Genomic DNA, 540 nt, shown 5'->3' with positions numbered 1-540 from the left:
CACCGAGCTCGACTGGCGCCCCCGCTACACCGACTTCGACGCCGGACTCGCCGCCACCATCGACTGGTACCGCGCCAACGAGGACTGGTGGCGCCCCGCGAAGGCCGCCACCGAGGAGAAGTACTCCGCTCAGGAATGAGAGAGGAGAAGCACTCCCCACAGAAGCAGGAATGAGACGCGGAGAGGCAGAGCAACCGTCGGTGACTCATTCTCCTTCTCCAGCTACCCTCTCCGGGGGACGCTCCAGAGGCCGAAACAGGGCCTGACGGGGCCTCCTGTGATTTCGGCGAAACGTGACCTTGCTACGGTTACGCCCGTGCTCATCTCCTCTCCTCCGGCAGCCGCCGCCGGCGGGACCTGCTCCGCTCAGGAACCGCTCCGTGCCTCCGCCGCTCCTGTGTCGAGAGGGCTTCATCTGTGAGGGGCATCATCCTCGCGGGCGGTTCGGGGTCGCGGTTGTGGCCGATCACCAAGGGCATCTCGAAGCAGCTGATGCCGATCTACGACAAGCCGATGATCTACTACCCGCTGTCGACGCTG

Annotated in this window: 1 protein-coding gene and 1 pseudogene; both read left to right on the top strand. The window is 65.4% G+C overall.

Going from position 1 to position 540, the window contains the following annotated elements; translation table 11 throughout:
* Window positions 1–139: pseudogene (locus C5B93_RS17770) on the top strand (dTDP-glucose 4,6-dehydratase); the annotation flags it as partial.
* 278 nt (window positions 140–417) lie between these two features.
* On the top strand, window positions 418–540 hold a 123-nt coding region (locus C5B93_RS16835; RefSeq protein WP_258068269.1), incomplete at its 3' end, for a sugar phosphate nucleotidyltransferase.

Origin of the sequence: Rathayibacter sp. AY1A2, from assembly GCF_002930935.1 — a bacterium.
GTDB lineage: Bacteria > Actinomycetota > Actinomycetes > Actinomycetales > Microbacteriaceae > Rathayibacter.
This window is presented reverse-complemented; position numbering and strand designations above follow the sequence as displayed.